This window comes from Micromonospora sp. CA-248089 (genome assembly GCF_050948515.1).
Lineage (GTDB): Bacteria > Actinomycetota > Actinomycetes > Mycobacteriales > Micromonosporaceae > Micromonospora.
Map to the genome: position 1 here is coordinate 511,705 of NZ_CP192016.1, position 24,910 is coordinate 536,614.

The window sequence follows — 24,910 nt, forward strand, 5'->3', positions numbered from 1 at the left end:
TCACCCGATCGGGTCGCTCGGCGCGCGACTGTCGCACGGTGGCCGTACCGTCATTGTCAGTCGATGTGTCGGACGAGGACATGAGTCGGACTAGGACGGTGAGGGCGATGGCCCGCGACGGTGACATCAACGAGCCCACCCGGGAGTTCCCGGACTACCCCACCAGCGAGTCCCTTCGCGACCGGGCGGAGGGCTCGCCCGATCCGGACCTTGGTCCGGGCACCCCGGCGTCGGGCGGCGGTGCGGCGCGCGGCCTGCTCTGGGTGCTCGGCGCGGCGGCGCTCGCGGTGGTGGTGCTGCTCGGCGTGCAGGCCACCGGTCTGCTGCCCGACTTCCGCAACCCGTTCGCCAAGGAGCAGACCGACCGCAGCCAGCCGCCGCTGCTCAAGTCGATCCGTGACCTGAGCCGTTACGTCGCCGCCGAGGGCAACTTCCAGGTGGTGGTGGACGTGCAGAACGACAGGCGCAACGTGCCCGACTTCCTGCTCAACGAGCGCACCCTGTTCGTCGGGGCGGGCCGGGTCGAGGCGTACGTCGACTTCTCGAAGATCGCCGACGGGGCCGTGGTGGTCTCCGAGGACGGCAAGTCCGCCGAGATCAAGCTGCCCGCGCCGCAGCTCGGCGAGACCGATCTGGACATGGACAAGAGCTACGTGTTCGCCGAGCAGCGGGGCCTGATCAACCGGCTCAACGACCTGGTCGCCGGCGATCCCAACCGGCAGCAGCAGATCTACAAGCTCGCCGAGGACCGGATCACCGCCGCCGCCCGGGACAGCGGGCTCACCGCCCGGGCCGAGGAGAACACCCGCAAGATGCTCGAAGGGCTGCTGCGCTCCCTCGGGTACGAGAAGGTGACAGTCACCTACACCGCGCCCTGACCTTCGTGCCCTGACGCCGCGCGCCCGCCCCGATCGTCCGGGGCGGGCGCGTTCGCGTGCCGGCGTCCCGGCTCGTGTCGCGTCAGCGGGTGGCGAGGTAGCGGTCCTCGTTCGGCATCAGGATCCACAGGATCAGGTAGATGATCACCTGCGTGCCGGGCAGCAGCAGCGACAGCAGGAACAGCAGCCGGACCATCCCGGCCGACATGCCGAACCGCTGCCCCAGGCCGGCGCAGACACCGGCGATCATGCGCCCCTGGCGGGGCCGGACCAGTTTGCGACTCATCGTCGTCTCCCACTTCTGCGGCGATCCGCCGCGCTGATTCCACGGTAGAAAGGGGTACGCGCCGCGCCCTCAGCCCCGAGGAGGATCGGCGACCCGGGCACCCGTAGGTGCTTACCCCGGACCATCCCCACCGACGCACCCACCTGGTTGTCCGCAGAGGCTCCCCAGCCCACCCAGCCCACCCAACCCGCAGCCCCCCGCCCGGTCGCCCCAGCCCGCCGAACTCGCCCGGTCGCTCAGGTCGCCCTCCACGATCGCCCGTCGAGCGCCACCGCGCCGCTTCCCGCCCCGCTTGCGCGCCCTTCCCGCCCGCTCCGACCCCCGATCCGCCCGCGCCCAGCCCCGCCGCGGGCGGCTCCCGGCTCCCCGCTCCGCCCCCGCCCCCGCCTCCGCCTCCGCGATCTTGCACTTTGGGCCCTGGTTGTGCCCGATTCGCACCATTGTTGAGGGCCGTAAATGCAAGATCGCGGGAGTTGTGGGGTGGGCTGGGCGAGGGCTCCTCGTTCGGCTGCCTGCTGCGTCGAGCGCCTTCCGTCTTATGAGACAAGCGTTCCGCGAAGTGGGATTGGTGGAGATCTTGGTAGGAAAGTGCCCCTATGGGGGCCGTTTTGTACCAAGATCTCGCCGGGAGCCGGGAGCCGGGAGCCGGGAGCCGGGAGCCGGGAGCCGGGAGCCGGGAGCCGGGAGCCGGGAGCCGGGAGCCGGGAGCGCCCGCGGCAGGGCTGGGGGGTGGCGATCTTGGAGTTGTGGCAGTTCGTGTATGCCGCAAAGACGTCGATTCTGGGCGCCACAACTCCAAGATCGACGGGAGAGTGGGGGCGATCTTGAGGTCGCCGCCCCGGCAGCTTGCCCGGACGGAGCGGTGGAGGGTGGGGCGGACCGCGCGCAACAAGGGCGGGCATGGCGTGGAGTGGGGGCGGGTATTCACGGGGGCGAGGTAGGCTCGCCGGTCGGGCGCCCCCACCCCGGGCGCCGGCCGTCCACCCGCCCGGCGGGCGCGGCACCCACGCACCGGCTCGGCTCCGCACAACGGGGACGACGGCGAGGAAGCAGCACATGATCAGTGTTTTCGATCTTTTCAGCGTCGGTATCGGGCCGTCCAGCTCGCATACCGTCGGGCCGATGCGGGCCGCCCGTACGTTCGTGGCGGGCCTGAAGGCCGACGGACAGCTCGCCGACGTGGCGCGGGTACGGGCGGAGCTGTTCGGCTCGCTCGGCGCGACCGGCCACGGGCACGGCAGTGACCGGGCGGTGCTGCTGGGGCTGGAGGGCGAGGTCCCGGAGACCGTCGATACCGACTCGGTGGGGCCGCGCGTCGAGCGGATCCGCACGCAGCGGCGGCTCGACCTGTTCGGCAGCCAGGGGATCGACTTCGACCCGGACGCCGATCTGGTGCTGCACCGTCGGCGCTCGCTGCCGTACCACCCGAACGGGATGACGTTCGCGGCGTACGACGCGGCCGGGAACGAGGTGCGGACGCGCACGTACTACTCGGTCGGCGGCGGGTTCGTGGTGGACGAGGCGGCCGCCGGGGCGGACCGGATCAAGGCCGACACCACCCGCGTACGGCACCCGTTCCTCACCGGCGCGGAACTGCTGACCGTCACCTCCGGGACCGGCCTGTCGATCAGCGAGGTGATGCTCGCCAACGAGCTGTCGTGGCGCAGCGAGGCGGACGTCCGCGCGGGGTTGCTGGAGATCTGGCGCGTGATGCGCGAGTGTGTGGAGAGCGGCTGCACCCGCGACGGCGTACTCCCGGGCGGGTTGAAGGTCCGGCGACGCGCGGCGGAGATGCGGCGCAGCCTGGAGGCGGAGACCGGCAGCCAGGACCCGCTGCGCGCGATGGACTGGGTGACGTTGTTCGCGCTCGCGGTCAACGAGGAGAACGCGGCCGGCGGGCGGGTGGTCACCGCGCCGACGAACGGCGCCGCCGGGATCATCCCGGCCGTGCTGCACTACTACACGCGGTTCGTACCCGGCGCCTCCGAGGAGGGCGTGGTCCGGTTCCTGCTGGCGGCGGGCGCGATCGGCGTGCTGTTCAAGGAGAACGCGTCGATCTCCGGCGCCGAGGTGGGCTGCCAGGGCGAGGTCGGTTCGGCGTGCTCGATGGCGGCGGCCGGGCTGGCCGAGGCGCTCGGCGGTACGCCGGAGCAGGTGGAGAACGCCGCCGAGATCGGTATGGAGCACAACCTGGGGCTGACCTGCGATCCGGTGGGCGGCCTGGTGCAGATCCCGTGCATCGAGCGCAACGCGGTGGCGAGCATCAAGGCGATCACGGCGGCCCGGCTGGCGTTGCGCGGCGACGGGGTGCACCACGTGTCGCTGGACAAGGTCATCAAGACCATGCGGGAGACCGGCGCGGACATGAAGGTCAAGTACAAGGAGACCGCGCGCGGCGGCCTCGCCGTCAACGTGATCGAGTGCTGACCTCGTTGGGGTGATCCCGGCCCGCACCCGGCCCGGGAGCGCGACTGACAAGGCGACCATCATGCGGTGACGTCAGGCGTCGCGGCGCTCTGGTCCGCCCGCACCTCGCTGCGCATCCTGGTCCGGCGGGATCTCGCGGTGAAGTACCAGCAGTCGGTGCTGGGCTACTTCTGGTCGCTGATCGAGCCGCTCGGCATGGGCCTGATCTACTGGTTCGTCTTCGGCGTGCTCTATTCCGGTGCGACCCGGCGGCACCTTGGTGAGGCGGCCGGGTCGTACCCGCTGTTTCTGATCACCGGGATCTTCGCCTGGATGTGGGCGAGTTCGGCGCTGACCGAGGCGGCGAACGCGCTCACCGGGCAGTCCCGGCTGATCACGACGATGAACCTGCCCCGGCCGATCTTCCCGATCGGGCGGGTCGCCGGCCGGTTCGCCGAGTACCTGGCCGGGTTGCCGATCCTGGCCGCCGTCGCGGCGCTCTACGCGAGCCAGGGAAAGATCCGCCCCGGCTGGAGCCTGCTCGCGCTGCCGCTCGCGGTGGCGGTGCAGTTCGTGCTGCTGGTGGGCCTGGCGCTGCTGCTGTCGGCGGGCAACGTGCTGATGCGCGACATCGAACGCACCATGCGGCTGGTCATCCGGCTGCTGTTCTACGCGACGCCGATCATCTATCCGCTCGACCTGGTCCGGGAGTCGGGCATGCCGGGCTGGCTCAAGATCGGGTACGAGCTGAACCCGCTGGTCGGGATCTTCCAGCTGCACCACGCGGTCTGGTATCCGGACGAGTTCCCGGACGCCCGGCTGCTCATCATCACGGTGACCGGCAGCGTGGCAGTGCTGGCGCTGGGCTGGTGGGCGTTCCACCGCCTCGAACCGGCAGTGCTGAAGGAACTCTGAATGGCCCCGATCATCGAGGCGGACGGGCTCGGCATCCGGTTCGTCCGCAACCGGCGCCGCCAGCTGCGGCTGCGGGAGCTGATCGTGCACCGGGGCGCCCGCGACCCGGACGCGGGCCGGTTCTGGCCGTTGCGCGACCTGTCGTTCCGGGTCGAGCCGGGCGAGACGGTGGGCGTGGTGGGCCGCAACGGCACCGGCAAGAGCACGCTGTTGCGGCTGATCGCCGGTGTGCTCATCCCGGACGAGGGCTCGATCCGGGTGCACGGCCGGGTGGCGCCGCTGCTCGAACTGTCCGCCGGGTTCTCCGGCGATCTGACCGGCCGGGAGAACCTCTACCTGGTGGGCGGGCTGCACGGGCTGTCGTCGGCGTACCTGCGGGAACACTTCGACGAGATCGTCTCGTTCGCCGGTGAGCAGGTGGAACGCGCCATCGACACGTCGGTGCGGCACTACTCGTCGGGGATGAAGGTGCGGCTGGGTTTCGCGGTGATCGCGCACCTGCCGCACCCCGTACTGCTCGTGGACGAAGTTACAGCGGTCGGGGACGCGGAGTTCCGCGCGAAGTGCTATGCGACCATCGAGCGACTTCTCGCGGAAGGGCGCACGCTGGTGCTGGTGTCACACAACGACAAGGACCTCACCCGGTTCTGCCGTCGGGGGCTCTACCTCGATGCCGGACGGCTGATCGTCGACGGGACGATCGACGAGGCGCTGGCCGCCTACGCCGACGCGGCGAAGCGGTGACGCTCGCGATCGTGCTCGCCGCCGATCCGGCGGCGGGCCGCTCCACCGAGCCGTCGAGCCGCCCGACCGAGCCGGGCCGCCCGATCGAACCGCTCGCCGAACGGCTGGCGGCGCAGTGGCGCCGGGCCGGGGCGGACGACGTGCGCGTCGCCGCCGACCTGACCGAGCTGGCCGACCTGGTGGCCGCCGCGACCGGCCCGGTGCTGGTCAGTGGCGCCGACCTGGTGGCGCACACGGCCGTACTCAAGCACCTCGCGACCAGCCCGGTGGGGCCGACGGTGGCGCTGGTGCTCACCGATCCGCCCGCGCCCGGGCAGGCCACGGTGCGCGAGGAGCGCGGCCAGGTGGTCGAGGTCGACGCCGCCGACGCGAGCGGCGTGTTCGGCGGCGCGCTGCGGGTGGGCGCGGCCGACCTGCCGGCGCTCGCCGAGGCCGCCCGCCGCGCCGCGGACGGCGGGCCGCGGAACGCGGTGGACCGGCTCGTGGCCGACCTCGCCGCCCGCGGCACGCTGATCTTCGCCCAGAGGGTACGTCTGCTCGTGGCGCACCGGGTCGGCGACGAGGCGCAGCGGGCGGCGGCCGAGGCTGCGGTGGCGGCCGTCGACGAGGACCGCGCCGAGTTGAGACTGTCGGTGAAGGAGCGGGACGACTTCTTCACCACGTACTTCGTCAGCACCTGGTCCCCGTTCGTCACGAAGGCGGCGGCCCGGATCGGGATCGGGCCGACCGGGGTCACCATGGTCTCGGTGGCGTTCGCGGTGGCCGCGGCGGTGCTGTTCGGCGCCGGGGGACGGCCCGCGCTGGTGGCCGGCGCGGTCCTGCTCTACCTCGGGTTCGTGCTCGACTGCGTGGACGGGCAGCTGGCCCGCTACACCCGGCACTTCAGCGCCTGGGGCGGCTGGCTGGACACGATGGCCGACCGCTTCAAGGAGTACGTGGTCTACGCCGGTCTCGGCTACGGCGCCACGCACGCCGGGTTCCGGTACGGCTGGGCGCTGGCGCTGGCCGCGATGACGTTGCAGACCGTGCGGCACATGACCGACACCTGGTACGGCGCGCTGCACGACGAGGCGGCCCGGCGGCCGAAGGTGGTCAGCGCCGACGCGGGCGGCATCGGCGGGAAGCTGAACGCCGCGTCGACGCGGGTGCAGGCGGACACCGGCTCGGTGTCGTACTGGCTGAAGCGCACGGTGGTGTTCCCGATCGGTGAGCGGTGGGCACTGATCGCGATCGCCGCCGCGCTGGTCGGGCCGCTGGTGGCGCTGGTCGCGGTGCTGGTCTGGGGGACGCTGGCGTTCGCGTACACCGGGGGGTTGCGGACCTTGCGGGCGCGGTGGATGCGGGTGCCGGTGATGGCCACCGTGGACGCGGCTCTGCACCGGGACGACGGCCTGCTGGCCCGGACGCTGCCGGTCGCACGACGGCCGCTGCTGCTGGCGGTGTTCGGCGCGCTCGGCGCGGCCGGGACGCTGGTGTGGGCGCTGCTCGCGGTGCACGGCGGCGGGGATCTGCCGGTCTGGGTGCCGGTGCTCGCGCTGGTGCTGCTGCTCGGTGCGGCGCAGGGCTCGCGAGCGTCGCACGACGGGTCGCTGGACTGGCTGGTGCCGGCCGCGTTGCGGGCCGCCGAGTACCTGTTCGCGATCGCGATCGGGGTGGCGGGCCGGGCGCCCGCGTGGCTGATCTTCGGGTACGTGCTGGTGCTGACGCTGCACCACTACGACCTGACCGCCCGGCTGGAGAAGCGGCAGTCGGCGCCGCCGCTGCACGCCGCCACGCTGGGCTGGCCGGCACGTTCGGTGTTACTGGCAATCGGGCTGATCGCCGGATATGCGAGTATCGCTCTGGCTACACTCGCTGCGTACCTTCTCGTGGTTTTTGTCGCGAGCGTGGTCCTCGCCTGGGTGGTCCTGCCGGCCCGCGCCCGTGGGGGTGTGCGCTCGCCGGGCTGACGGAGGGCGGGCCGGGGTGACCTTGATCAGCTTCGTCGTGCCGGCCTTCAAGGTGCAGGGATACCTGCGGGAGTGCCTCGACTCGATCCTCGACCAGCCGTTCGGCGACATCGAGGTGATCGGTGTCGATGACGCCTCCCCCGACGACAGCGGCGAGATCCTGGCCGAGTACGCGCTGCGCGACCCCCGGGTCCGCCCGGTGCGGCTCGCCGAGAACGTCGGGCTCGGTCCGGCCCGCAACATCGGGCTGGACCGGGCCGTCGGCGAGTACGTGTGGTTCGTCGACGGGGACGACTGGCTGGTGCCCGGCTGCCTGCCGCACGTCGCGGACCGGCTCCGCGACACCGCGCCCGACGTGCTGATCGTCGACCACGTCCGGGCGCACTGGAACAACGTCGGCACCCGCAGCGCGATGCGCGACGTGTTCCCGGTGCCGCCGGGCGCGACGACATTCGCGCTGCGGGACCGGCCCGAGACGCTGAAACTGCTGCACACCGCGTGGAACCGGGTGGTACGCCGGGAGTTCCTGCTCGAACGCGGGCTGCGCTTCGAGCCGGGCTGGTACGAGGACGTCTCGTTCAGCTATCCGGCGCTGATGGCGGCCGAGCGGATCGGCGTACTCGACCGGATCTGCCTGAACTACCGGCAGCGCCGCACCGGCGCGATCACGAAGACCCGGGGGGACCGGCACTTCGAGGTCTTCGCCCAGTGGCACCGGGTGTTCGGGCTGATGGACCGCTGGAAGGTGACCGGGCTGCGGCCGGCGGTCTTCGAGCGGATGATCTGGCACTACCTCACGGTGCTCGGCAACGGCGACCGGATCGCGCCCGAGCTGCGGGCGCCGTTCTTCGCCCAGATGCACGCCGACTACGTGCGGTTCCTGCCGCCCGAGGGCTATCCGGTCCCGCCCGGCGCGGAAGGGCTCAAGCATCGGCTGGTGGCGGCCGGCCGCTGGCGGACGTTCAGCGCGTTGCGGGAGGCGCACCAGGCGGGGGAGACGGCCCGGCGGACCGCGCGGCGGGCCCGGCGACGGGTCACGCCGGTGGTGCGGCGTACCGCCCGGCGGGCCCGTGACCTGGCGCTGGGCGAGTACTACCGGGCGGAGCTGCACCGGCCGGTCGACCCGACGCTCGCCGTCTACGCGGCCTACTGGTACCGGGGCTACTCGTGCAATCCGGCGGCGATCTACGAGGCGGCCCGCCGGCTGGCGCCGCAGGTGCGTGGCGTGTGGATCGTCCGCCGGGACCGGGTGGCCGCGTTGCCGCCGGGCGTCGAGTACGTGGTGGCCGGCAGCCGCGAGTACCACCGCGTCCTGGCCCGCGCCCGCTGGCTCGTCAACAACGTCAACTTCCCGGACTTCGTGCGCAAGCGGCCGGGCTCGGTGCACGTGCAGACCCACCACGGCACGCCGGTGAAGGTAATGGGGCTGGATCAGCAGCGCTACCCGGTGGGCGCGATGGGGATGAACTTCGCCGGGCTGCTGCGCCGGGTCGACCGGTGGGACTACAGCATCACCTCGAACAGCTTCTCCACCCAGATGTGGGAGCGGGCGTACCCGGCGGACTACACCACGCTGGAGGTCGGCTACCCGCGCAACGACCGGCTGGCGCTGGCCACCGCCGAGGACCGCGGCCAGGTCCGCGCCGCGCTGGGCATCGCACCCGACGAGTACGTGGTCCTCTACGCGCCGACGCACCGCGAGCACCTGCCCGGGTGGCGGCCGCCGTTCGACCCGGACCGGATGCTCGACGTGCTCGGGCCCCGGGGCCGGCTGCTGATGCGCAGCCACTACTTCCACGACCGGGAGCGGCATCCCCGGGGACCGGCTGCGGACGGGGTGCTGGACGTGAGCGCGTACGACCGGGTGGAGGACCTCTACCTGGCGGCGGACGTACTGATCACCGACTATTCCTCGGCGATGTTCGACTACGCGGTGCTGGACCGGCCGATCGTGGTCTACGCGCCGGACTGGGATGCCTACCGGGTGGCTCGTGGCGTCTACTTCGACCTGCTTGCCGAGCCGCCCGGCGCGGTCGCGCTGGACTTCCCCGGTCTGCTCGACCTGTTCCGTTCCGGTGCTGTCGACGACGAGGCGGCCGAGCGGGCCCGGACGGCGTTCCGGTCGCGGTTCTGCGCCCTGGACGACGGGCACGCCGCCGAGCGCGTGGTGCGCCGGGTGTTCCTCGGCGAAACGCCGTAAAAGCGGCTACTCGCTGGTCACTTAATCGTGGAGCCCGGCGAATACCGCTTAATAGGACTGTCACGAGCCGAACATGGCACGTTTACCCGATGTGCGGATCAGATGATCCTGGTCACAGTCATTCCCGGGTTTGGGAGAGAAAACTGGGGAGGTGGCGGTGGCTACCGTCGCGCTCAAGGATGTCACCAAGGTGTTCCCGGACGGAACGGTCGCGGTCGACACCATCAATCTGGACGTCAACGACGGCGAGTTCATGGTGCTGCTCGGCCCGTCGGGCTGCGGGAAGTCGACGGTACTGCGCATGATCGCGGGGCTGGAGGATCCGTCCACCGGCGCCATCATGCTCGGCGGTGAGCTGGCGAACGACCTGCCGCCACGCGACCGGAAGATCGCCATGGTCTTCCAGGATTTCGCGCTCTATCCGCACATGACAGTCGGCGACAACATCGGCTTCCCGCTGCGCCTGAGCGGCGTCGAGCCGGGCCCGCGCGGCGAGCGGATCCAGGACGTGGCGAGCGCGCTCGGCATCGGCGACGTGCTCGCGCGCAAGCCCAGCCAGCTCTCCGGCGGCCAGCGGCAGCGGGTCGCCATGGGCCGGGCGATAGTGCGCCGGCCCGGCCTGTTCCTGATGGACGAGCCGCTGTCCAACCTGGACAGCGGGCTGCGCGCCGAGCTGCGGGCGGAGATCTCCGGCCTCACCCGCGAACTGGGCGTCACCACCATCTACGTGACCCACGACCAGGCCGAGGCGCTGACCATGGCCGACCGGGTCGCCATCATGCGCAAGGGTGTCCTCCAGGACGTGGGCACCCCCACCCAGGTGTACGGCCGGCCGGCGACGCTCTACGTCGCCGCGTTCCTGGGCAGTCCCCGGATGAACCTGCTGGAGGCGTCGGTCTACGTCCACCTCGACCGGTACGTCGCGCTGAACCTCGGTGAGCAGTCGCTCTACCTGCCCTGGGACGACATCCGCAGCCGGGCGGTGGCGCACTACCACGGTGAGCGGATCGTGGTCGGCATGCGTGCCGAGGCGCTCACCCCGGTCGCGCCTGACACCGCCGGGGACGTGCTGCACGGGCGGATCCGCTACCTGGAGCACCACGGGCACGAGTCGCTGGCGTTCCTCGACATCGGCGCCACCGCGATCGTCGTGGACGAGATGGGCACCCCGGTCGAGCAGGCCGCACCGGGCCAGCGCGGCCTGCGCCGGTTCAACCAGGTGATGCAGCGGCTCACCGGGCGCGCGACGGAGTCCTCCGCGCCCGCCCTGGAACCGGGCGGGGGTGGCGGCAACCGGACGAGCGTGCTGCCCGACCCGGGCCGCCACCACCGTCGTCCGGCGGAACTGGCGGTACGGCTGGCGCCGTACCCGCAGGTGTCGCCCGGGCACCCGCTCGCAGTGCAGGTGCGGATGGACGCGCTGCACTTCTTCGACGAGCGGGGCGACCGCATCGACGTCGGCTGGCGGTGAAAGGAAGGGCACCCTGTTAACGCCTCCGGTAGAGGAAGGGCCCCTTATTAACAACCACCGCCCGGTGGGAGCGGACGACTCCGGCTACGACCTCGGCCCTCCGCCACAGCGCATCGCCGTCGACGTGGAGCAGGTGCGCCGCCTCGTGGCCGGCCAGTTCCCGCACCTGGCCGGCCTCCCGATCGAGCCGGTCGCCAACGGCGGCTGGGACAACTGGACCTTCCACCTCGGCCCCGAGCTACTGGTGCGTCTGCCCAGCGCTGCCGCGTACGCCCTGGCGGTCGAGAAGGAACACCTGTGGCTCCCGGTCCTCGCCGCTCGGCTGCCGCTACCAATCCCCGCCCCGGTGGCGAAGGGCGAGCCGGGTGCGGGCTACCCGTACCCGTGGTCGATCTACCGATGGCTCGACGGCGAGCCCGCCCGGCCGGACCGCATCGCCGACCCGGTGCGCTTCGCGCTCGACCTGGCCGAATTCCTCGCGGCCCTGCGGGACGTGGACGCCGCGGACGGCCCGCAGCCGGGTGTGCACAACTGGTTCCGGGGCGGCACGCTGCGCACGTACGACAAGAAAGTCGAGGATGCGCTCGTGGCGCTGGACGGCCACGTCGACGCCGCGCTGGTACGCGAGATCTGGACACGGGCGGTCGGCGCCCGCTGGGACGGGGTGGACCGCTGGTTCCACGGCGACATCGCCCCGGGGAACCTGCTGCTCACGCACGGCCGGCTGGCGGCCGTCATCGACTTCGGCACCTGCGGCGTCGGTGACCCGGCCTGCGACCTGGCGATCGCCTGGACGTTGCTGACCGCCGAGGGCCGGGCGGCGTTCCGCGAGCGCCTGTCGGTGGACGACGCGACGTGGGCGCGCGGACGCGGCTGGGCCCTCTGGAAGACCCTTTCCACCTGGTCCCGCACCTTCGACGACCCCGAGGACGCGGAGGAGGCAGCCGACGCGCACCGCGTTCTCGGGGAGATCCTCACGGATCAGGCGGCCGGCCTCAACCGGTAGCCCGCTTGTCCGGCGCGAAGGGCCACTCCTCGAACGACGCGCACCGGCCGTCCTCGGCGAAGCGCATGATCCAGAGATCGCGCCACTCCTGGTGGACGGGGTCGCCGTACCGGACCTGGATCCGTGCCACGGCGGTGTCGCCGTCGACCGCGACGACCTCCGCGGTCATGTCGAAGACCTCGTCGGGCCCGTCGCGTTCGCTGTCCCACATGCGGGTGATGGCGGGCAGGCCGACGACCGGATCCCGGTACGGCCCCTGCCGGTAGCTCGCGTCGGTCGTGAACATCGTGCCGAGCGCCGCCGTTCCCGGCGTGCGCCACGCCTGCTCGTACGCCGCGATCCAGGCGGTCACCCGCTTCCTGTCCATGGTTGCAGCCTGCCATCCAAGGCCGTCCGGGTCTCCCACATCGGCTGTCCGGGGTCGTCGTTGTGCACGACGACGTCGGCGTGCTCGACCGGGCGGGCAGTGGCGAAGTAGAGCCGCTGGGCGGGCAGGTAACGCTCGCGCCAGCGCCGTTCGACGTCGGCCCGGGACGACACCGGGCTCTCCCGGACCACCGCACGATCGACGGTACGGTCCAGCGCTGTCGACACGAAGACGCGCAGCTCCCACCGGTCGACCAGTTCCGGGCGCAGGAGGAAGACGCCGTCGAACACCAGCACGGCGTCGGCGGGGGCGGTGGTGGGCAGCGGGGACAGCACCGCGTCGGTGGTGTGGTCGTAGATCGTGCGCCGGAAGCGTCGATCGCCGCCGGGGCCGAGCGGGTCGAGCAGCACCCGGTTCAGCGACTGGTGGTCGTGGGTGTCGACGTAGCAGCCCTCGGCCGAGAACTCGCCGCGCCGGTAGCGCCGCGCCCGGGGGAAGAGGAAGTCGTCGACGGTCGCCCGGATGACGTACCGGCCCCGGGCCCGCAGGACGGCGGCCAGCTCGTCGGCGAGCGTGGTCTTGCCGGCGGCGGGCGGCCCGTCGACGGCGACCCGGGTCGGGTGTGCCACGGTGACGGACCCGACCGCGTCGGCCAGGAAATCGATCAGCTGATCGCGGCGGGGATAATGGGGTTGCCCCCGCGCCGGGCCGGAAGTTTGACTGCCGTCCATGCCGTCTCCCTCACCGGTCTTCGTCGCGGGCACGGGCCGCTCGGGCACGTCGCGGATCGCCGACGTCATCGGCCAGCATCCGCTGATCCACCGGATCCCCATGGAGACCAAGTTCCTTGTCGAACCGGGTGGCCTGCGGGACCTGGCCGACGCGCTCACCGACCGGTACGACCCCATCGTCGGTGAGGACGCGCTGCAACGGCTGAGCCACTTCCTCACCGTACGCGTGCCCGGCCGGCGTGACGACCGTGGCAAGACCGTGCCCGAGCTGGTCGGCGTGGGTCGGTACCGGGACGCCGTACACCGGCTCTGGCCGCAGGTGATCGCGTACGCCTTCGAGGAGCCCGCGCCTGCGGAGGGCTTCGGCGACGGCGACCGGCCGGCCGGGCCGTTCGGGCCGGCCAGCCGACGGCGGGTCGTGCCGAGGTACTTCAGTGACCGGGGCGAACTGGTCGGCGTCCTGCGGAGCCTGGTCGACACCCTGTTCGGCGGGGCGGCGGCCGACGCGGGCAAGCCGACCTGGTGCGAGAAGACGCCGTTCAACCTCTTCGCCATGGACTTCCTCTGGGAACTGGTCCCCGAGGCGACGATCGTGCACATCAAGCGTCATCCGGTCGCGGTGCTCGCCTCCCACCTGGCCCAGCCGTGGGCGCCGTCCACCGTCGACGGGGCGTTGGCCTACCTCGTGCCGGTCTACCAGCGATGGTTGGCCTGGAAGGACGCGGCCGACCTGACGAGCCGGCGGTACGTCGAGGTGAGGGCGGAAGACCTGGCGGCCGACTGGCCCGGGCAGCGGCGGGCCCTGTTCGAGCGGCTCGGCGTCGAGGACGCCGTCACCCCGTCGACGTTCCAGGCGGACAAGCTCGCGCACCGCGACGACCAATTCGACGCCGGCACCCGCGCGTACGTCGAGCGCGAAATGGGCGAAATCATCCCCGCGATGGGATACGAGTGACTGCCGATCGGCCTCAGCAGGAGCCGGCGCGATCGATCGGGATCAGCAGGCCGGCACTCACGGCGATTCCCAGTACGGCGACCGACAGCCACGGCCAGGGGTTCCGGACGCGGGGCCGGATGCCTACCCGGGCCACGACGACGGAGAGGACCGCCGTCGCCGTCATCGCCAGGACCAGCAGGGCGTACGCGTCCCTCGCCGCCTGCGCCGAAGCGTAGGTGTCACCGTCGCACGGCGCCGACGGCGCCAGAAGCGGGATGCAACTGAGACAGCTCGCGACGACGAGCAGCGTGCCCAGCACGGTCACCAGAGTCGCTGCCGCCTTCGCCGCACGGGATCGCATCGACTGGACGGTAGGGCCCGAAGATCTCGGCGGTGACACGACCGGGCAACAGCAGGATCAGGTCACGCCCTGTGGCGCAGTTCGCGGAGAACGCCGTGCCGGCGGAGCGCCCACCCCAGGCGCCGCGCGCTCGGGTGCCGCACGAACAGCACCGCCGCCCGGCGGACCAGCCCGAACCGGTTGTCGCTCACCTGGTCGTCGACCGCCCGCCAGATCAGCTCGCGGACGCCCGCGCTGTCCAGCATCGCCCGTACCTCGTGGCGTACCCGGGGATCCTCGGCCGCGGAGGTGACGGCGGTGACCAGGCCGGGCCGGTCGGCGAGCGGCTCGACCGCCGCGGCGACGAGCGGCCGGCGTACGGTGTCCCGCTCCAGCAGCAGCAACACCGCCTCCCGGACCTCGGTGCTGTCGAGCCCGGACCGCAGCAGGCCCAGCGCGCTCCGCTCCACCTCGCGGTCGCGGTCCGGAAGGGACAGTGCGGCCAGCAGCACTGTCACCTCGTCGAGGTCGACGAGGTGACGTAGCCCGTCGCGGAACTCCGGCAGTGCCCACGCCACCGTCAGCCCGCGCGCGAGATCGCGGTTCATGGGCCACTCGCTACCCGAAGTCGACAGCCGCCGAAACGCCGCTGAGCTGATCCATCGGGCCGGACAGCGCCGTGACATGGACCGTGGTTACAACCGCTCACCCGAGCCGGTCGAATTGGCAGCCTCGGTCGCGAGAACGACCGGCATGGCCGGGTAGGGATCCCTGATCGGCTTGCGCCGCGCATGGACCCGTTCCCGTACCACGACCAGCGTGGGGCCGGCGACGTAATGCCTTCCCCGCCGCTCACCTCGTGCTTCCAGCAGGCCCTGCTCGACAAGGTTGGCCAGATCACGAGATGCGGTCCGATCCTCGACATCGGCGAGTTTGACGTACCCGGAGCGACGGATGCGGTAGCCCAGGACTGCCTCGTAGAGCAGATCGGTCACCCGCTCAGGGAGTCTTTTCTCGGCAACGATCGCGTCCAACTCCGACCAGATGCCGGACGCCTCATCGAAGCGGCGAGCGACGGTCTGTGCCTGCATGTGATGGGCGCGCAGGTTGAACGACACCCAGAGGCGCGCCGAACCTTCGGGGTTCCAGCGGCCACGCCCGGTAACCGCCAGCACGCGGTAGTAGTCCTCGGTGTTGCTGCCCAGCCACTCCTCGATGCTGGAGAAGGCCGGCTCGACGATCGCACGGCGGGAGAGCACCAGCGTCTGAAGGGCGCGTGCCATCCGTCCGTTGCCGTCACGGAACGGATGGATCATCACCAGGTTCAGATGCGCCATGGCTGCTTTGACGAGCGGGGAGGCGGTGACATCCGACCGTAGATCTTCGGTTAGCTCCTCCATGAGGTGAGGCACGTGGTCGGCGTCCGCGCCCTCGTACACCCGCTCATCGGTCCGCTCATCGTGTACGTAGATCGGGCCCTTGCGATATTGCCCCGGGCTCTTGCCCAGATCGTGCGAGAGCATCATGTAGTGCATGCTGCGGATCACCGACGTCTCGAAGCGGAAATGCGGATCCCCGGCGGTCTGCAGCACGTATCCCAGAGCCTGTCGATAGCCCCGAATCTCGGCGAAGGTTCGGTCGTCGGCGCTCAGCGGCTCCTCGCCGTCCAGCGCGGCAGCGGCGTCGTCCTCGGCGACCACGTAGCCCTCGATGCTGTTGGAGCCGAGAATCGCGCGGGCCAACATCGTGCGCCGGAGGCCACCGGTCCACCGGCGAGGAGTGCGCAGGACATCGGCGAGCACGCGACGCATGTCGTGCACCTCGGCCAGCACGGTCTCGTCGTGATCGCTGAGTTCAGGGGTGGAGAAGATCATCTCATGTCCCAATGTCTCTTAATAAGAGACAACGCTAGCTCCATGCGGTGCGGATGTCACTTACTTGGTGACATTTGGCCAGCGTGTTCCGGCATCTTGCCGGGGTTGTTACCGGCGAGTAGCGTTCGGGCATGAGCATCGACTCTCGCCAGGTGGCGGCCGGAATCCTCGACGCCGTGCCGTTCGCCCGCACGCTCGGGATCGAGTTCGTCGAGGTGGCGCCCGAGGCCGAGGGCGGGGTCCGGGTCGTGGCCCGGCTCCCCGACATCGCGGCGCACCACAACCACCTCGGCGGGCCGCACGCCGGCGCCATGTTCACGCTCGGGGAGAGCGCCTCGGGCGCTGTCGTCCTGGCCGCCTTCGGGCACGTCCTCGACCGGGCCGTACCCCTGCCGGTGACCGCCTCCGTCCACTTCCGCAAGATCGCGATGGGGCCGGTGCTGGCTAGCGCGCGGCTCGGTGGCGTACCCGCCGAGGTGCTGGCCGAGCTGGACGCCGGGCAGCGGCCGGAGTTCCCGGTCGAGGTGGAGGTCCGCGCCGAGGACGGCACGCTCACCTCCTCGCTCACCGTGATCTGGACGCTGCGCCCGAACCGCTGAGCCCTGAATGGTGTTTGCCCGGCGCGGGCTCTGGTTAGATTCAAGCGATGCTGGGCCTCCCCGCGCACGTGCGCGCTTGTCTCTTCGATCTGGACGGTGTGCTGACGCAGACCGCCAAGGTGCACAACGCCGCCTGGGCGGAGACGTTCGACGCGTATCTGCGGCGACGGTCGGCGGAAACCGGCGAGCCGTTCCACCCGTTCGACAGCGGACCGGACTACAACCGGTACGTGGACGGCAGACCGCGCGCCGACGGGGTGCGCACATTCCTGGCCTCGCGCGGCATCACGCTGCCCGAGGGATCGCCGGACGACCCGCCCGAGGCGGACACCGTCAACGGCCTCGGCAACCGTAAGAACGTCGTGCTGCTCCAGCGGATCGAGCACAACGGCGTCGAGGTGTACGAGGGCTCGGTGCGCTACCTGGAAGCGGCCACCTCGGCCGGGCTGCGCCGCGCCGTCGTCTCGGCCAGCGCCAACTGCGCCGCCGTGGTGCACGCCGCCGGGCTGGAACGCTGGCTGGAGGCCCGGGTGGACGGCGTGGTCGCTCGCGCGAGCGGGCTGCGCGGCAAGCCGCACCCGGACACGTTCCTGGAGGGCGCGCGACTGCTCGGCGTCGAACCGGCGCACGCGGCCGTCTTCGAGGACGCCCTCGCCGGTGTGGCTGCCGGGCGGGCCGGCGGATTCGGGTACGTGGTGGGCGTCGACCGGGTCGGCCAGGCCGACGAACTGCTGGCGCACGGCGCCGACGTGGTGGTCACCGACCTCGCCGACCTGCTCGCGGCGGAGCCGGCCGCGTGATCCGGGAACGGGCGTACCCGGTCGAGCCCTGGCACGTCCGGGAGATGCAGCTCGACATGGACGTGCTGGCCCAGTCCGAGTCGGTGTTCGCGCTCTCCAACGGGCACATCGGGCTGCGGGGCAACCTCGACGAGGGCGAGCCGCACGGGCTGCCCGGCACCTACCTGAACTCGTTCTACGAGCTGCGCCCGCTGCCGTACGCGGAGGCCGGCTTCGGTTTCCCCGAGTCCGGGCAGACCATCGTCAACGTCACGAACGGCAAGCTGATCCGGCTGCTCGTCGACGACGAGCCGCTCGACGTGCGCTACGGCGAACTGCTCGCCCACGAGCGGGTCCTCGACATGCGCGCCGGCACCCTCCAGCGGGATCTGCACTGGCGTTCCCCGGCCGGTCGCGAGGTCAAGGTCCGTACCACCCGGCTGGTGTCGTTCACCCAGCGCTCGGTGGCCGCCATCCACTACGAGGTGGAGCCGGTCGACGGGCCGCTGCGCCTGATCCTCCAGTCCGAGCTGGTCGCCAACGAGTCGCTGCCGCCGCAGAGCCGCGACCCCCGGGTCGCCGCCGTACTCGAGTCGCCGTTGCAGGCCGAGGAGGAGCTGACCACCGACGACGGCGGGCAGCTCATCCACCGCACCAAGGTCAGCGGCCTGCGGGTCGCCGCCGCGATGGGCCACGACGTCGACGGGCCCGAACGCACCACGATCGAGAGCGAGGGGTACGAGGACTGGGTCCGCACCACCATCGGCTGCGTGCTCAAGCCCGGCCAGACGCTCCGCGTGGTCAAGTACCTCACGTACGGCTGGTCCAGCCGCCGGTCGCTCCCGGCGCTGCGCGACCAGGTCGGCGCGGCGCTCGCAGCGGCCCGGCTCGACGGCTGGGACGGCCTGCGCCGGGCCCAGCGCGAATACCTGGACGCGTTCTGGGACGCCGCCGACGTGCGCGTCGAGGGCGACCCCGAGGTGCAGCAGGCCGTCCGGTTCGGCCTGTTCCACGTCCTCCAGGCCGGCGCCCGCGCGGAACGCCGGCCGATCTCGGCCAAGGGCCTCACCGGCCCGGGGTACGACGGCCACGCGTTCTGGGACACCGAGATGTTCGTGCTGCCGGTGCTCACCTACACGCAGCCGACCGCGGTGCGTGACGCGTTGCAGTGGCGGTACGACACGCTGGCCCAGGCGCAGGAACGCGCCCGCACGCTGAACCTCGCCGGCGCGGCCTTCCCGTGGCGCACCATCGAAGGGCCGGAGTCGTCGGCGTACTGGCCGGCCGGGACCGCCGCGTTCCACATCGCCGCCGACGTCGCCGACGCGTTGCGCCGCTACGTACTGGTCACCGGCGACGAGGCGCTGGAACGGGAGATCGGGCTGGAACTGCTTGTCGAGACCGCCCGGCTGTGGCGCTCGCTCGGCCACCACGACCGCGCCGGACGGTTCCACATCGACGGCGTGACCGGCCCGGACGAGTACACGGCGGTCAAGAACGACAACGTCTACACCAACCTGATGGCCCAGCGGAACCTGCGTACCGCCGCGGACTGCGCGATGCGCTACCGCGACCAGGCGCTCGACCTCGGCGTCACCGAGGAGGAGGCCGCCGCCTGGCGGGACGCCGCGAACGACATGCACGTCCCGTACGACGCGGAGACCGACGTGCACGAGCAGGTGGAGGGGTTCACCCGCTTCCAGGAGTGGGACTTCGAGCACACGCCGCCGGAGAAGTACCCGCTGCTGCTGCACTACCCGTACTTCGACCTCTACCGCAAGCAGGTCGTCAAGCAGGCCGACCTGGTGCTGGCCATGCACTGGCGGGGCGACGCGTTCAGCGCCGCCGAGAAGCTGCGCAACTTCGTCTACTACGAGCGGCGCACCGTACGCGACTCGTCGCTGAGCGCCTGCACCCAGGCGGTGCTGGCGGCCGAGGTCGGCTACCTCGAACTGGCCCACCGCTACCTGCGCGAGGCCGCGCTGATGGACCTGCACGACCTCAACGAGAACACCCGCGACGGTGTGCACATGGCATCACTGGCCGGCGCCTGGATCGCGCTCGTGGCCGGGTTCGGCGGGCTGCGCGACCACGACGGGACGCTCTCCTTCGCGCCCCGGCTCTCCAGCCGCCTCAGCCGCCTGGAGTTCTCGCTCCAGTGGCGCGGGATGCGGCTGCGGGTCGACGTCCGGCCGCACCAGACGACGTACTCGCTGCGCAACGGCGGGCCGGACACCGTCGTCGAGCTGCGGCACCACGGCGAGCCGGTGCGGGTCACCTCCGCGCAGCCGGTGACCGTGGCGGTGCCGCCGGCACACCCGAGCGGGTCGCAGCCGGAGCAGCCGCAGGGCCGCGCGCCGCTGATGCACCTGCCGGAACGCACGAACTGAGCGGCCCGCCACGACGGGCGGGGCCGCTCGGTACGCGTACCTCAGAACTGGCGGCCGTTCGACGGACGCCCGCCGGCGTCGCGCGGCGCCGTGGCCCGCGGATCGTCGGACGTGCGCGCCGTCGAGGCGCGGTCGGCCCAGTCCGGTGAGCCCTTCAGTTCCTGCTTACGGCGTTCCTGGTCGGTGAGTTCCTGTTCCCGGGACCTGTCCTGTTTCGCCATGACGATCCTCGCGATCGGTCGGGGTCCGTGGTCACCCGGCGCGTTCCCGCCCGGCGGCGGCTCAACCGTCCGCGTGCTGGGCGAAGCTGCGCCGCAGGTGGTCCTTCGGGCGGGAGCCGACGATCGAGCCGACCACCTCGCCGCCCCGGAACACCAGCATGGTCGGCGCGGACATGATCCGGTGGGCGCGGGTGGTGGCCGGGTTCTCGTCGGTGTTGAGGGTGACGAAGCGCAGCGCGTCGCCGAACTCCTCGGCCAGCTCGGCCAGGTGCTTCGACACCACCCGGCACGGCGGGCACCATTCGGCCCAGAAGTCCACCACCACCGGCCGGTCGGCGGCCAGCACGGCGGCCGCGAAGGTGTCGTCGGTGACCGGGGTCAGCCGGCCGGTCCCCGTGTCCTGAGGCATGTTTCCTCCCGTTGGGCGATCGCGTGGGCGAGCTGGTCGTGCAGCCGGCGGCGGACGTCGCCGAGCCGGTCGAGGTAGTCGTCCACCTCGGCGAGCTTGCGCCGCAGCACCGCCACCGAATCGGGGCAGACGTCACCGGAGTCGTTTCCGGCGCGCAGGCAGGCGACGAACGGGCGGATGTCGTCCAGGCCGAAGCCGATCGCCAGCAGGGACCGGATCTCGCGGACGACGCGTAGTTCCGCCTCGTCGTAGACCCGGTATCCGTTTGCGGACCGGTTCGGCCGGACCAGCCCGTGTGCCTCGTAGTAGCGCAGGGTGCGGGTGCTCGTACCGGCCCGCTGCGCCAGTTCCCCGATCCGCATCGCCGCCCCCCGTCCGTCTCCGTGAATCGACGCTAAACCTTGCCGCCGACGTCAACGCAACCCCGCACGCGTCGGCCTCCCCGCGCGGGGTTCCCCGCGGGCGTTCCCCGTGGTCTTGCCCGGATGGCGTGATCATGAAGTTGGCGGGGTGGGGAAGCGCTTTCTGGGCCGTCAACTTCATGATCGTTCGGCTGGCGGGTATCGGGTGGGTGGGGGTGGAGGGATATGCGTGAGGTTTCGGTGCCTGTGGTGGACGGAGGGCTCGTCGGGGATGTCAGCGTGCCCGGCAACGCCGGTGGGGTGGTGCTGTTCGCGCACGGCAGCGGCAGTTCGCGGCACAGCCCGCGCAACATGGCCGTCGGGCGTGCGCTCAACGAGCGCGGGCTGGCCACGATGCTCGTCGACCTGCTGACCGCCGACGAGGAGGCCCGGGACGAGGTCACCGCCGAGCTGCGCTTCGACATCGGCATGTTGGCCGAGCGCCTGGCCGGGATCGTCGACTGGATGGGCGCCGACCCGGAGCTGGGGCGGCTCCCGATCGGGCTGTTCGGCGCCAGCACCGGCGCCGCCGCCGCGCTGGTCGCCGCCGCGGCCCGGCCGGACCGGGTGGGCGCGGTGGTCTCCCGGGGCGGCCGGCCGGATCTGGCAGGCAGCTCACTGACGGCGGTACGCGCACCGACGCTGCTGCTCGTCGGCGGCCTGGACGAGCAGGTGATCGTGCTCAACGAGCAGGCCCGGGACGCGCTCGGCGAAGTGGCGGAGCTGCGGATCGTGCCCGGCGCCACGCACCTGTTCGAGGAGCCCGGCACGCTGGAGCAGGTGGCCGACCAGGCAGGTACGTGGTTCATCACGCACCTGCGCCAGCCGCACCCCGCCTGAACGGCCGCGCAGGTCGTCAGCCCGCTGCTTCGGCGGCGCGGCCCGGGTCGGCGGTCGGCGCGGGTACGCCGGTGCCGCTGCGCTCGGTACCGCTCCGCTCGGCGGCGCGGTGCCGCTGCACGGTGTCCAGCACCCGCCAGAGCACCGCCGCGATCGGCACCGACACGAATGCCCCGGCCACCCCGGCGACCAGCGTGCCGGCGGTGACCACGACCAGGATGACCGCCGGGTGCAGCTGCACCTGCCGCCGCATCACCAGTGGTTCCAGCAGGTTGCCCTCGACCTGCTGGACGGCGATCACGGCGGCCAGGGTCAGCAACGCGGTGGTGGGACCGTTCGCGGCGAGCGCGACGAGCACCGCCACCGCACCGGCCACTGTTGCGCCGATGATCGGTACGAACCCGCCGAGGAACGTGATCAGGGCGAGCGGCAGGGCCAGCGGGACGCGCAACACGACAAGCGCCAGCCCGATGCCGATGGCGTCGATCGCGGCAATGATCATCGTGCCCCGGCTGTACGCGCCGAGCGTCCGCCAGCCCGCCCGTCCCGCCTCGGCGGTCAGCTCCCGGCGTGGTCCGGTCAGCCGCCGCAGCACCCAGTGCCACATCGAACGGCCGTCCTTGAGCAGGAAGAACAGCAGCACCAAGGCGAGCAGCACCGCGCCCGCGACCTCGGCGACCTTGCGCGCCCCGGCGACCGGATCGGGCGCGCCGCTGCTCAGGCCCTTCCGGATCTGCTCCACGAGCCGGTCGAGCTGCTGGTCGGTGACCGGCAGGCTGGAGGTGACGAAGTCCCGGGTGCGCTGCAACCCCTCGTCGAGCTGCTGGCTCAGCTCGCTGAACTGGCTCGCGGTGAGGTTCCAGACCAGGACGCCGGCGCCGCCCAGGATGCCGAGCAGCAGCAGGATGCTCAGGAGGGCGGCGAGCCCGGCCGGCACCCGGAGCCGGCGCAGGCGTACCAGGACCGGGTCGAGCAGCGCGGCGAGGAAGAGCGTGCCGGCCAGCGCCACCGCCAGCGGCGCCAGTAGTACGGCGATCTGCCCGAGCAGCCACAGCCCTGCGGTGACCACCAGGAGACAGGCGCTCCAGGTGACCGCCGTTCGTACCGGCCAGGGCAGTCCCGCCCAGGTCTGCCGCGGTCCGGCGGTCGGCGCCCGGCCAGGTATTCCAGCGTCGTCGTCCACGTCGCCCTCCTCGATCCGGGCCGTTGGTACCCGACGCGGGCCGATCCGACACCAGGGCCGTAACCGCCCACCCCGTGTTTGTGCCCTCGGCCTCAGGGAAGGCATTCACCGTATCGAAGGGAGATCGGGCATGAGCGACTTCATGGACAAGGCCAAGGACTTCGCGGACAAGCATGACAAGCAGGTCGACCAGGGCATCGAGAAGGCGGGTGACGCGGCCGACAAGCGCAGCGGCGGCAAGTACGACGCGCAGATCGACAAGGGCGTCGACATGGCGCAGCAGCGCACCGGCGAGGGCGACACCGGCCGCTGACGTACCCCGACGTCGGGCCGGCCCCCAGAAGGGGACCGGCCCGTGCGGGTCAGGAGCTGTAGCCGCGGCCGGCGATCCAGTTGGCCAGCTCGGTCACGTCCATCCAGTACGTCGGCTCGTCCGGGCGGGCCGGGTCGGCGATGAGCACCCGGTCGCCGTCGCCCTCGTACCGAACGACTGTCACGTAGTGGCCGGGGTAGCTGTGCTCCACCCCGTCGATGTCCCGGGCACCGCCCAGGATGTTCGCCACCACCGGCCGGTCGTCGTCCACGGCGGTACGGATGTCCGCGCGCAGGCGGTCGACCTGCTCCCGGGTGGCCACGTCGTCGCGGATCTCGGTGGTCTTGTACTTGCCGCCGGTGTACTCGTTCAGGACCCGGGTGATGTCGATGGCCGAGTCGGTGCCGTTCTCGGTGGTGCCGAGCTTGGCCGCCAGCTCGTCCTGGCTCACGTCCTTGCCCTCGGCCGACAGCGCGATCCGGGTCGAGGCGGGACCGCAGTAGAAGTAGTTCGGCTGGGCCTGGTACTCGTAGTCGGCGGCCCGGTCACCCTTGCTCTTGACCGGGGCGGCGTGGGCGGCGGCCGGGCCGGCCACGGCACCGCCGGCCGCGGCCAGGCCGGCGACGGACAGCACACACTTACGGATGATCGGGTTCATGGTCGAGGCTCCATTCGGGGGTCGACGGCTCCGTGCGGGGAGACGCGGCACCAGGAGTGGCGCTCGGCGTACGGAGAGTTCAACCGCCCTGCCGCGGCAGCCCATTTCCGGGCGTGACCGGGGCCACCGCGGAACCGGACAGACGCCTCAGCCGGGGAGGCTTCCCAGGAGCCGGGTCACCGCGATCTCGATGACCACCCGCTCCGGATTCGGGCGCGGCGTGCGATAACGCTCGGCGTACCGCCGCTCGGCCTCCGCCACCGACTCCGGGTCGCGGCGCAGCACCGCCCGGCCCTCCACGGTCAGCCACCAGCGGCCGTCGACCTGGCACACGGCGACCGGGACGCCGTCCGGCCCGGCCGCCGCGACGTGCCGGGCCTTGGCCGACCCGGCCGAGGTGATCACCCGGGCCAGCCCGGCCGCCGGGTCGAAGGTCACCCCCACGGGTACGACGTGCGGGGTGCCGTCGGCACGCGGTGTGGTGAGGGTGGCGAGGTGCCGGTCCGCGAAGAACCGGGCGACCCGCTCGTCGTGCGGATCCAACCGGTGACGCCCAGCCATGCTGTCTCCTCGTCAGGGACGATCCGACGGACGCGGCGGCGCTACGGCCAGCGGCATCGCCTGGGCGGACTGGGCGGCCCGCTGCTCGGCACGGTGCTTCGCGACCAGCCGGCCCAGGTAGAACAGCGCGCCGGCCAGCACGCCCATGTCGTCCAGGTAGATCGGGTCGGGCAGCAGGTCCACCGGCAGGATGGTGTAGATCAGCGCGCCGTAGAACGCGACCTTGCCGCCGGCGCCGAGCGCGCCGAGCATGCGGCGGGTGCGGACCACCCGGATGGCGAGCAGCACCGCCCCGGCCAGCATGGCCACCGCGAGGACGGCGGCGAGTGCGACAAGCACCCAGGATTCACGGGACACGGCATCACGCTAGCCGAGCCGGGCCCAGGCCGCCCGCGGGCGCGGTCCATCCCCCCGCCCCGCTCGGGAAAGCGTCGGCTACTCGCCGTAGCCAC

General features: G+C 71.8%; 27 protein-coding genes. 14 read left to right on the forward strand and 13 right to left on the reverse strand.

Annotated elements, in window-relative coordinates; translation table 11 throughout:
• Positions 1-107: 107 nt before the first annotated feature.
• Complete coding sequence (locus tag ACQP26_RS02565; RefSeq protein WP_269702670.1) at positions 108-878, forward strand: DUF4230 domain-containing protein; 771 nt, start codon at positions 108-110, stop codon at positions 876-878.
• A gap of 82 nt (positions 879-960) precedes the next feature.
• Here the strand turns inward: ACQP26_RS02565 and ACQP26_RS02570 are convergent, their stop codons facing one another.
• A complete protein-coding gene (locus ACQP26_RS02570; protein WP_013473752.1) occupies positions 961-1,164 on the reverse strand; it encodes a PspC domain-containing protein in 204 nt (67 codons plus the stop codon).
• Between the two features lie 1,056 nt (positions 1,165-2,220).
• On the opposite strand from ACQP26_RS02570, the gene ACQP26_RS02575 reads away from it, so the two are divergent.
• From ACQP26_RS02575 to ACQP26_RS02605, 7 genes are all read left to right on the forward strand, one after another.
• On the forward strand, positions 2,221-3,591 hold the full coding sequence (locus ACQP26_RS02575; protein WP_433494828.1) for an L-serine ammonia-lyase: 1,371 nt from the start codon (positions 2,221-2,223) through the stop codon (positions 3,589-3,591).
• A 66-nt stretch (positions 3,592-3,657) separates the two neighbouring features.
• Positions 3,658-4,485, forward strand: a complete 828-nt coding sequence (locus ACQP26_RS02580; protein WP_433494829.1) for an ABC transporter permease — start codon at positions 3,658-3,660, stop codon at positions 4,483-4,485.
• Entirely contained in the window at positions 4,486-5,229 is a 744-nt protein-coding gene (locus ACQP26_RS02585) for an ABC transporter ATP-binding protein (RefSeq protein WP_013283732.1), read from the forward strand.
• Positions 5,226-7,178 (forward strand): DUF5941 domain-containing protein, encoded by a 1,953-nt coding sequence (locus ACQP26_RS02590; protein WP_433494830.1) that lies wholly within the window; start codon positions 5,226-5,228, stop codon positions 7,176-7,178. Before ACQP26_RS02585 ends, ACQP26_RS02590 begins: the two co-directional genes overlap by 4 nt.
• 16 nt (positions 7,179-7,194) lie before the next feature.
• Positions 7,195-9,378 carry a bifunctional glycosyltransferase/CDP-glycerol:glycerophosphate glycerophosphotransferase gene (locus ACQP26_RS02595; protein WP_433494831.1) on the forward strand — a complete coding sequence of 728 codons (2,184 nt, stop codon included), beginning with the start codon at positions 7,195-7,197 and terminating at the stop codon, positions 9,376-9,378.
• A 157-nt stretch (positions 9,379-9,535) separates the two neighbouring features.
• A complete protein-coding gene (locus tag ACQP26_RS02600) occupies positions 9,536-10,849 on the forward strand; it encodes an ABC transporter ATP-binding protein (RefSeq protein WP_269702663.1) in 1,314 nt (437 codons plus the stop codon).
• Positions 10,850-10,913: 64 nt separating this feature from the next.
• Positions 10,914-11,855: an aminoglycoside phosphotransferase family protein gene (locus ACQP26_RS02605; RefSeq protein ID WP_433494832.1), complete on the forward strand. Its 942-nt coding sequence runs from the start codon at positions 10,914-10,916 to the stop codon at positions 11,853-11,855.
• Here ACQP26_RS02605 and ACQP26_RS02610 read toward each other — a convergent pair.
• Together ACQP26_RS02610 and ACQP26_RS02615 are read right to left on the reverse strand one after the other, a co-directional pair.
• Positions 11,845-12,222 carry a nuclear transport factor 2 family protein gene (locus ACQP26_RS02610; RefSeq protein ID WP_269702660.1) on the reverse strand — a complete coding sequence of 126 codons (378 nt, stop codon included), beginning with the start codon at positions 12,220-12,222 and terminating at the stop codon, positions 11,845-11,847. The genes ACQP26_RS02605 and ACQP26_RS02610 overlap by 11 nt on opposite strands.
• Entirely contained in the window at positions 12,204-12,953 is a 750-nt protein-coding gene (locus ACQP26_RS02615; RefSeq protein ID WP_269702658.1) for an AAA family ATPase, read from the reverse strand. Before ACQP26_RS02615 ends, ACQP26_RS02610 begins: the two co-directional genes overlap by 19 nt.
• Here ACQP26_RS02615 and ACQP26_RS02620 point away from each other — a divergent pair.
• Positions 12,952-13,908, forward strand: a complete 957-nt coding sequence (locus tag ACQP26_RS02620; RefSeq protein ID WP_433494833.1) for a sulfotransferase family protein — start codon at positions 12,952-12,954, stop codon at positions 13,906-13,908. The genes ACQP26_RS02615 and ACQP26_RS02620 overlap by 2 nt on opposite strands.
• A 13-nt stretch (positions 13,909-13,921) precedes the next feature.
• On the opposite strand, the gene ACQP26_RS02625 is transcribed toward ACQP26_RS02620, so the two are convergent.
• From ACQP26_RS02625 to ACQP26_RS02635, 3 genes are all read right to left on the reverse strand, one after another.
• Positions 13,922-14,251, reverse strand: coding sequence for a hypothetical protein (locus ACQP26_RS02625; RefSeq protein ID WP_269702655.1), 330 nt, complete (start codon positions 14,249-14,251; stop codon positions 13,922-13,924).
• A 62-nt stretch (positions 14,252-14,313) separates the two neighbouring features.
• Positions 14,314-14,838, reverse strand: a complete 525-nt coding sequence (locus ACQP26_RS02630; protein ID WP_269702653.1) for a hypothetical protein — start codon at positions 14,836-14,838, stop codon at positions 14,314-14,316.
• A gap of 87 nt (positions 14,839-14,925) precedes the next feature.
• A complete protein-coding gene (locus tag ACQP26_RS02635; protein WP_269702651.1) occupies positions 14,926-16,104 on the reverse strand; it encodes a Fic family protein in 1,179 nt (392 codons plus the stop codon).
• A gap of 131 nt (positions 16,105-16,235) precedes the next feature.
• Here ACQP26_RS02635 and ACQP26_RS02640 point away from each other — a divergent pair, with 131 nt between their 5' ends.
• The 3 genes from ACQP26_RS02640 to ACQP26_RS02650 are packed head-to-tail and all read left to right on the forward strand — an operon-like array spanning position 16,236 to position 19,872.
• The gene (locus ACQP26_RS02640) at positions 16,236-16,703 is read left to right on the forward strand and encodes a DUF4442 domain-containing protein (RefSeq protein ID WP_433494834.1); all 468 of its coding nucleotides are present in this window, start codon (positions 16,236-16,238) and stop codon (positions 16,701-16,703) included.
• A gap of 47 nt (positions 16,704-16,750) precedes the next feature.
• On the forward strand, positions 16,751-17,503 hold the full coding sequence (locus ACQP26_RS02645; RefSeq protein WP_433494835.1) for an HAD family hydrolase: 753 nt from the start codon (positions 16,751-16,753) through the stop codon (positions 17,501-17,503).
• The gene (locus ACQP26_RS02650) at positions 17,500-19,872 is read left to right on the forward strand and encodes a glycoside hydrolase family 65 protein (protein WP_281579183.1); all 2,373 of its coding nucleotides are present in this window, start codon (positions 17,500-17,502) and stop codon (positions 19,870-19,872) included. Before ACQP26_RS02645 ends, ACQP26_RS02650 begins: the two co-directional genes overlap by 4 nt.
• Before the next feature lie 41 nt (positions 19,873-19,913).
• Here the strand turns inward: ACQP26_RS02650 and ACQP26_RS02655 are convergent, their stop codons facing one another.
• The 3 genes from ACQP26_RS02655 to ACQP26_RS02665 form a co-directional block, all read right to left on the reverse strand.
• Positions 19,914-20,093: a hypothetical protein gene (locus ACQP26_RS02655; RefSeq protein ID WP_281579182.1), complete on the reverse strand. Its 180-nt coding sequence runs from the start codon at positions 20,091-20,093 to the stop codon at positions 19,914-19,916.
• Positions 20,094-20,154: 61 nt separating this feature from the next.
• Positions 20,155-20,502: a thioredoxin family protein gene (locus ACQP26_RS02660; RefSeq protein ID WP_269702641.1), complete on the reverse strand. Its 348-nt coding sequence runs from the start codon at positions 20,500-20,502 to the stop codon at positions 20,155-20,157.
• A complete protein-coding gene (locus tag ACQP26_RS02665) occupies positions 20,472-20,864 on the reverse strand; it encodes a MerR family transcriptional regulator (protein WP_013283752.1) in 393 nt (130 codons plus the stop codon). The genes ACQP26_RS02660 and ACQP26_RS02665 overlap by 31 nt, the downstream gene beginning before the upstream one ends.
• Before the next feature lie 225 nt (positions 20,865-21,089).
• Between ACQP26_RS02665 and ACQP26_RS02670 the strand changes: the two genes are divergently transcribed.
• The gene (locus tag ACQP26_RS02670) at positions 21,090-21,743 is read left to right on the forward strand and encodes a dienelactone hydrolase family protein (protein ID WP_269702639.1); all 654 of its coding nucleotides are present in this window, start codon (positions 21,090-21,092) and stop codon (positions 21,741-21,743) included.
• Positions 21,744-21,759: 16 nt separating this feature from the next.
• Here ACQP26_RS02670 and ACQP26_RS02675 read toward each other — a convergent pair whose 3' ends face one another.
• Complete coding sequence (locus tag ACQP26_RS02675; protein WP_433494836.1) at positions 21,760-22,926, reverse strand: AI-2E family transporter; 1,167 nt, start codon at positions 22,924-22,926, stop codon at positions 21,760-21,762.
• A gap of 130 nt (positions 22,927-23,056) precedes the next feature.
• Here ACQP26_RS02675 and ACQP26_RS02680 point away from each other — a divergent pair, with 130 nt between their 5' ends.
• The gene (locus tag ACQP26_RS02680; protein WP_269702636.1) at positions 23,057-23,239 is read left to right on the forward strand and encodes an antitoxin; all 183 of its coding nucleotides are present in this window, start codon (positions 23,057-23,059) and stop codon (positions 23,237-23,239) included.
• Between the two features lie 49 nt (positions 23,240-23,288).
• Here ACQP26_RS02680 and ACQP26_RS02685 read toward each other — a convergent pair whose 3' ends face one another.
• From ACQP26_RS02685 to ACQP26_RS02695, 3 genes are all read right to left on the reverse strand, one after another.
• Positions 23,289-23,897 (reverse strand): C39 family peptidase, encoded by a 609-nt coding sequence (locus tag ACQP26_RS02685; RefSeq protein ID WP_433494837.1) that lies wholly within the window; start codon positions 23,895-23,897, stop codon positions 23,289-23,291.
• 147 nt (positions 23,898-24,044) lie between these two features.
• Entirely contained in the window at positions 24,045-24,458 is a 414-nt protein-coding gene (locus ACQP26_RS02690) for a pyridoxamine 5'-phosphate oxidase family protein (RefSeq protein ID WP_269702633.1), read from the reverse strand.
• 12 nt (positions 24,459-24,470) lie between these two features.
• Positions 24,471-24,815, reverse strand: coding sequence for a YkvA family protein (locus tag ACQP26_RS02695; protein ID WP_269702631.1), 345 nt, complete (start codon positions 24,813-24,815; stop codon positions 24,471-24,473).
• Between the last annotated feature and the right edge of the window lie 95 nt (positions 24,816-24,910).